This window comes from Oleiphilus sp. HI0043, assembly GCF_001634935.1.
The window spans coordinates 1-989 of the sequence record NZ_LWEY01001455.1 but is presented as its reverse complement, the minus strand read 5'-3'; the positions used below and the strand labels follow the sequence as shown (position 1 = coordinate 989).

The 989-nt window shown below is 48.8% G+C and carries 2 protein-coding genes; both read left to right on the top strand.

The window, feature by feature from the left end; all coding sequences use genetic code 11:
* A partial coding sequence (apbC, locus tag A3729_RS20470; RefSeq protein ID WP_068634225.1) for an iron-sulfur cluster carrier protein ApbC occupies nt 1–802 on the top strand: 802 nt, incomplete at its 5' end.
* 58 nt (nt 803–860) lie between these two features.
* Nucleotides 861–989: nicotinate-nucleotide--dimethylbenzimidazole phosphoribosyltransferase (locus A3729_RS34270; protein ID WP_197475956.1), on the top strand; the 129-nt coding region annotated here is incomplete at its 3' end.

The window sequence follows — 989 nt, the reverse complement described above, 5'->3', positions numbered from 1 at the left end:
AAACGTCATTGTGGTAGCGTCTGGCAAAGGTGGTGTTGGTAAAAGCACCAGTTCAGTTAACCTGGCACTGGCACTCGCTCAAGAGGGCGCAACTGTTGGTATTCTTGATGCTGATATTTACGGCCCAAGCGTAGGTATGATGCTGGGCATTCCAGAAGGCCAACGCCCTGAAACTGAAGAAGAAAAGTTCTTTGTGCCTATCGAGGCTCATGGCATACAGGCAATGTCGATGGCCTTTCTTGTAGATAATAACACCCCCATGGTTTGGCGCGGCCCCAAAGTTAGCGGTGCTTTGATGCAACTAGCCACGCAAAGCCTATGGAACAACCTGGACTACCTGATTATCGATATGCCACCAGGCACGGGTGACATCCAACTCACCTTGGCGCAGAAAATCCCTGTAACCGGCTCCGTTATTGTCACCACACCTCAAGATATTGCCTTGCTTGACTGCAAAAAAGGCATCGAGATGTTCCGCAAAGTAGACATTGATGTACTCGGCGTAATCGAGAACATGAGCACTCACATTTGTAGTGAATGCGGCCACCATGAACCCTTGTTTGGTGAAGGTGGCGGTGCACGTATCGCACAGACTTATCAGACCGAAGTACTTGGGGAGATGCCCTTACACAAAACCATTCGTGAACAAACCGATGCAGGCCAACCAACCGTTGTGGCAGAGCCTGATAGCGAAGTGTCTCACTTATATAGGGATATAGCGCGCAAGGTTTCGGCAGCAATTTCGCAGAAAGCACTCGACCCAAAACGAGCCTTCCCGAATATTGTTGTTAGCCGGGGCTAATCACCAAGAAACAGCAACTAAGACAATAGACACTTAATTTTATATCAGGATACCTCCTATGCAATGGCTTAATGACGCTGCTCAAGCAATTAATCTGGAAGCCCAAACAGCGGCAAGTACTCGTCAGGGGCAACTAACCAAGCCACCCGGTTCATTAGGCCAGCTGGAATCGCTAGCAATCAAATTT